Source organism: Mesorhizobium sp. M7D.F.Ca.US.004.03.1.1 (assembly GCF_003998635.1).
GTDB classification, from domain to species: Bacteria; Pseudomonadota; Alphaproteobacteria; order Rhizobiales; family Rhizobiaceae; genus Mesorhizobium; species Mesorhizobium loti.
In genome coordinates this window covers 1-4,479 of record NZ_RZQG01000328.1, presented here as the reverse complement: position 1 = coordinate 4,479, position 4,479 = coordinate 1, and the positions used below count along the sequence as shown (strand labels likewise).

General features: G+C 64.3%; 5 protein-coding genes and 1 pseudogene. 5 read left to right on the top strand and 1 reads right to left on the bottom strand.

Annotated elements, in window-relative coordinates; translation table 11 throughout:
* From EN935_RS42150 to EN935_RS18710, 4 genes and pseudogenes are all read left to right on the top strand, one after another.
* A pseudogene (locus EN935_RS42150) lies at nucleotides 1-195 on the top strand (histidine phosphatase family protein); the annotation flags it as partial.
* 63 nt (nucleotides 196-258) lie between these two features.
* Entirely contained in the window at nucleotides 259-1,737 is a 1,479-nt protein-coding gene (locus EN935_RS18720) for a YcjX family protein (RefSeq protein ID WP_127265006.1), read from the top strand.
* Complete coding sequence (locus EN935_RS18715) at nucleotides 1,734-2,843, top strand: YcjF family protein (RefSeq protein ID WP_127265007.1); 1,110 nt, start codon at nucleotides 1,734-1,736, stop codon at nucleotides 2,841-2,843. Before EN935_RS18720 ends, EN935_RS18715 begins: the two co-directional genes overlap by 4 nt.
* 135 nt (nucleotides 2,844-2,978) lie before the next feature.
* Nucleotides 2,979-3,533 carry a hypothetical protein gene (locus EN935_RS18710; RefSeq protein ID WP_126068990.1) on the top strand — a complete coding sequence of 185 codons (555 nt, stop codon included), beginning with the start codon at nucleotides 2,979-2,981 and terminating at the stop codon, nucleotides 3,531-3,533.
* A 92-nt stretch (nucleotides 3,534-3,625) separates the two neighbouring features.
* Here the strand turns inward: EN935_RS18710 and EN935_RS18705 are convergent, their stop codons facing one another.
* On the bottom strand, nucleotides 3,626-3,892 hold the full coding sequence (locus EN935_RS18705; RefSeq protein WP_056582264.1) for a hypothetical protein: 267 nt from the start codon (nucleotides 3,890-3,892) through the stop codon (nucleotides 3,626-3,628).
* Nucleotides 3,893-4,140: 248 nt separating this feature from the next.
* Between EN935_RS18705 and EN935_RS18700 the strand changes: the two genes are divergently transcribed.
* The coding region (locus tag EN935_RS18700; RefSeq protein ID WP_206534538.1) for a cation:proton antiporter at nucleotides 4,141-4,479 on the top strand (339 nt) is incomplete at its 3' end.

Below are 4,479 nucleotides of genomic sequence, written 5' to 3'. Positions count from 1 at the left end.
GTCATCGGCCACAACCCGATGACGGAAGATCTCGCTATGGCAGTTTCGGGCGACGGCGACGAGACGGCGCGGGCCACGCTCAACCACGGGTTCCCGACCTCGGGCCTGGCGGTCGTCCGCTTCGACGATGACCTCGCAAAAGCCGCCCAGGGCACCGGCTATCTCGAAGCGTTCCTGACGCCGACCGATCTCTGAAGCCATTTCAAAGCCCTGATACAGAGCCTATATCGGACGGACCGAAGTCCGAGAGAGCATATTTTGGCATCATCGCTGACCACCTTCACCGACGAGGCGAGGATTGCCCTCGACACACTATCGGGCCGCGCCACCGGGCTTTTTTCCCCATCGCTGCGCCTCGGCGTGACCGGATTGTCCCGCGCCGGCAAGACGGTGTTCATATCGGCCCTTGTCCATAATTTGATCCATGGCGGGCGCCTGCCGCTGTTCGAGGCGCAGAAATCGGGGCGTATCGCCCGCGCCTTCCTCGAGCAGCAGCCGGACGACGCCGTGCCGCGCTTCCAGTACGAGGATCACATCGCCGCCCTGGTCAACGACCGTGCCTGGCCCGATTCGACGCGCGCCATTTCGGAACTGCGGCTGACCATCGAATATGAATCGGCCTCCGGCTGGAGCCGCATGTTTTCCTCAGGCAGACTGTCGGTCGATATCGTCGATTATCCCGGCGAATGGCTGCTCGATCTGCCGCTGCTCGGCAAATCCTTCGCCGACTTTTCGCATGAAGCCTTCGAAATGGCCGTTCTGCCGGTGCGCGAGGACCTGTCGCAGGCCTGGCGGGCGCTGTCGGCGGAGATCGACCCGAACGCCGACGCAGACGAGATGACGGCGCGCCGCCTGGCGGAGAGCTTCGCCGCCTATCTGAAAGCGTGCAAGCTCGACGAGCGGGCGCTTTCGACCTTGCCGCCCGGCCGCTTCCTGATGCCGGGCGATCTCGAAGGCTCGCCGGCACTGACCTTCGCGCCCCTGGTTGGGATTGGCGACAAGCGTCCGCGCCCAGGGTCGCTGCACGCCATGATGGACAGGCGCTACGAGGCCTACAAGACGCATGTCGTCAAACCCTTCTTCCGCGAACACATCACCCGCCTCGATCGCCAGATTGTGCTGATCGACGCCATGCAGGCGCTGAACGCCGGCCCCGGCGCCATGGCCGACCTGGAGCGCGCGGTGACCGAGATCCTCAGCTGTTTCCGTCCCGGCCGGGGCAGCTTCCTCACCGATCTGTTCTCGCGGCGCATCGACCGCATACTTGTTGCCGCGACCAAGGCCGACCATCTGCACCACGAAAGCCATGACCGCCTGCAGGCGATCGTGCGACGGCTTGCCGACCGCGCCGTGGCACGGGCGAACTTCACCGGCGCCGATGTCGATGTGGTCGCCATGGCGGCGGTGCGTGCGACACGCGAAGGCACCGTCAAGCAGGGCCGGGAGACGCTTCCCGTCATCATCGGGACGCCGATCGCCGGTGAGAAGATCAACGGCGAAACCTTTGACGGAAAGACAGAGACAGCCATATTTCCCGGTGACTTACCGGAGAACATTGACGCGGTTTTCGATATTTCGGGAGCCGACCACAAGCAGGACTCCGCGGACCCGGCAATCCGTTTCGTCCGTTTCCGTCCACCAAAGCTCGAACGCACGGCCGAAGGCGTTACGCTGTCGCTGCCGCATATCAGGCTCGACCGTGCCTTGCAGTTCCTGATCGGAGACCATCTGGCATGACCGCGCCCCGCAAGCCGGCGGCATTCCGCATCGAGCCGGAAGCCCCACCGAGACAAGAAGCGCCGGGGACGCGCCACGCCCAGGCCGGTACCCGTGCCCAGGCCGACACCCAGCGCAAACCCCGCGCGATGAAGACCGATGTCGCGACCGTCATACCGGCGGAAGTCGACGTCTTCGACGAACCTGACATCATCGCCGCCGAGCCGCCACCGGCCATCGCCCCCAGGAAACGCTCGCTGCTCGGCAGCATCTTCTTCGGCGCCTTTGGCGTGCTGGTTTCGCTGGCTGTCGGCCTGTGGACCGATCAGCTCGTACGCGACCTCTTTGCGCGCGCCGAATGGCTGGGCTGGCTGGCCGCGGGCATGGCCGCCATCGCCGTGCTGGCGCTTGTGGTGATCCTGATTCGCGAGTTCCTGGCGATCGCCCGGCTCGCCGAGATCGAAAAGCTGCAGAAGCGGGCGCTCGATGCGATCGCCCGTGACGATCCCAAGGCGGCACGATCGGTCGTCGACGAATTGTCAGCCTTTGTCGCGGCCAAACCCGAGACCGCGGCCGGCCGGCGCGCGCTGGCCGAACTGCGCGGCGAAATCATCGACGGCGGCAATCTGGTGCGCCTGGCCGAAGCCGAAATCCTTGGACCACTCGATGCCAGGGCAAAGGTGATGATTCTCGAGGCTGCCAAACGCGTCTCACTGGTGACGGCGGTCAGTCCGCGCGCACTTGTCGATGTCGCCTATGTCGTGTTCGAGGCCGGGCGGCTCATCCGCCGCTTGTCGGAACTCTATGGCGGACGGCCGGGAACGCTGGGTTTCTTCCGCCTGGCGCGCAGCGTGCTGGCGCATCTGGCGGTCACCGGCTCGATCGCGGTCGGCGACAGTTTCGTCCAGCAGATCGTCGGCCACGGCCTGGCGGCGCGCCTTTCAGCCAAGCTTGGCGAGGGCGTCGTCAACGGCATGATGACGGCGCGCATCGGCATCGCGGCGATGGAGACGGCGCGCCCCCTGCCCTTCAGCGCCGCGAAGCGTCCCGGACTGGGCGATTTCCTCTCGGCGCTGACATCGTTTGCAACCAGGAAAGATGGTGAAACAACCCCGTCCGGCAAGTGAGCCGGGCTGGAGCGTTTGGACCTTCGGAATTGTTACCGGACTGCCTTGCGGCGGCCCCGTAGTGACGAAGCATTAACCAATCTTGTTCATGGTCAGACGGGTTCCAAACAGCCTCTTTGTTGCCGGGTGTCGTCGATGAAAAGCGTAATACTATCCAGCGTCCTGCCCCTGGCAACCGTGATCACAGCTCTCGTCGGCATTGCCGGAGCGGCGTCCGCGGCGGAACCGGACAAGCAATTCTTCCAGTCGGCCGAGGGCAAATGGATCGGTCCCGGCGAAATCGTCGCCGGCAAGTACAAGGGCACCAAGTTCAACTGCAGCTTCACCGGCTCGACGCCGGACGGCAAGGTCGGCATGTCGCTCGACGGCGGCTGCCGGGTCGGCATGTTCACCCAGCCGATGTCGGCCAAGATCGAGCGCAAGGGCCGCGAGGGCTACAAGGGCAGCTTCATGGGTGGCGCGACCGGTTCCGGCCTCGATATCATCGGCGGCAACGTCGTCGATCCCCACAAGGTGGTCTTCACCATAAACCGCAACCAGTTGCGCGGCGTCATGCAGGCCCGCATCCCCGACGACAATTCGATGACGGTGACCATTGCAGTGCGCGTCGACGACCAGTTGGTGCCGGTGATCGGCATGAGCCTGAAGCGCGTCGACGCCGTCGAAGTCGGCTCCATCGCGCCGAACTGAACAATCCAAAGAAAAAGGCGGCGACCCAATGGTCGCCGCCTCGTTTGAACCGGTAGAATCAGGCGCTTAGCCCTTGATCTCGAATCAGGGCGTTAGCCCTTGATCGCGGCCGTCACTTCGTCATACGCCTTGCAGGCATCGGCCAACGTCGTGGCGCCCTGATACTTGGTTGTCACCGCCTGGACCTTGGCGGTCAGATCAGCCGCCTTGGACGGGTCCTTGGTGATCGCCTCCTGCAGCGCGGCAGCCATGTCCTGCGCTTTCTTGGTCGCGATCTCCGCCGTGCACTCAGGCGCCTTCGAGCAAGCCGAACCGGCAAGCACCGCCAGGCCGACGGCAACAAACAAAAACTTCTTCATGTCAGTCATCTCCTCAAAAAGGGCGCGACTTGATCGTCGATCACCCTCCAATGGCCGAAGCCGAGCGTCCTTAGCCTTCGATTGTGGCAAGATGCAACGTATTCCCGGTGTCAACTTGTGTATCGCGCCTGCAACATCGCCAGCGATCCGGATTCGGGCTGTTCGATGCCCGCCGAAGCCCCTATCTTCGCCCCTTGGTCACATAAGCCCGAAATCGGAATCGGTCCTCAAACGAGCGGAATGGCGGCATGGCGGTAGCGGCATCGAGCAGCGATCTGGTTCAGGTGGTGGCGCTGCTTGCGGCCGGCGTCGTCGCCGTTCCGATCTTCAAGCGCATGGGCCTCGGCTCGATCCTCGGCTACCTGGCCGCCGGGGTTGTCATCGGCCCGTTTGGCCTCGGCGTCTTTTCCGAATCGGAAGCCATTCTTCATGTCGCCGAACTCGGCGTGGTGATGTTCCTGTTCATCATCGGACTGGAGATGCAGCCGTCGCGGCTGTGGGGCCTGCGCCGCGAGATCTTCGGCCTCGGCGCGCTGCAGGTCGGGGTCTGCGCGCTGCTGCTGACCGGTGTTGGCATGGCGGGGGGG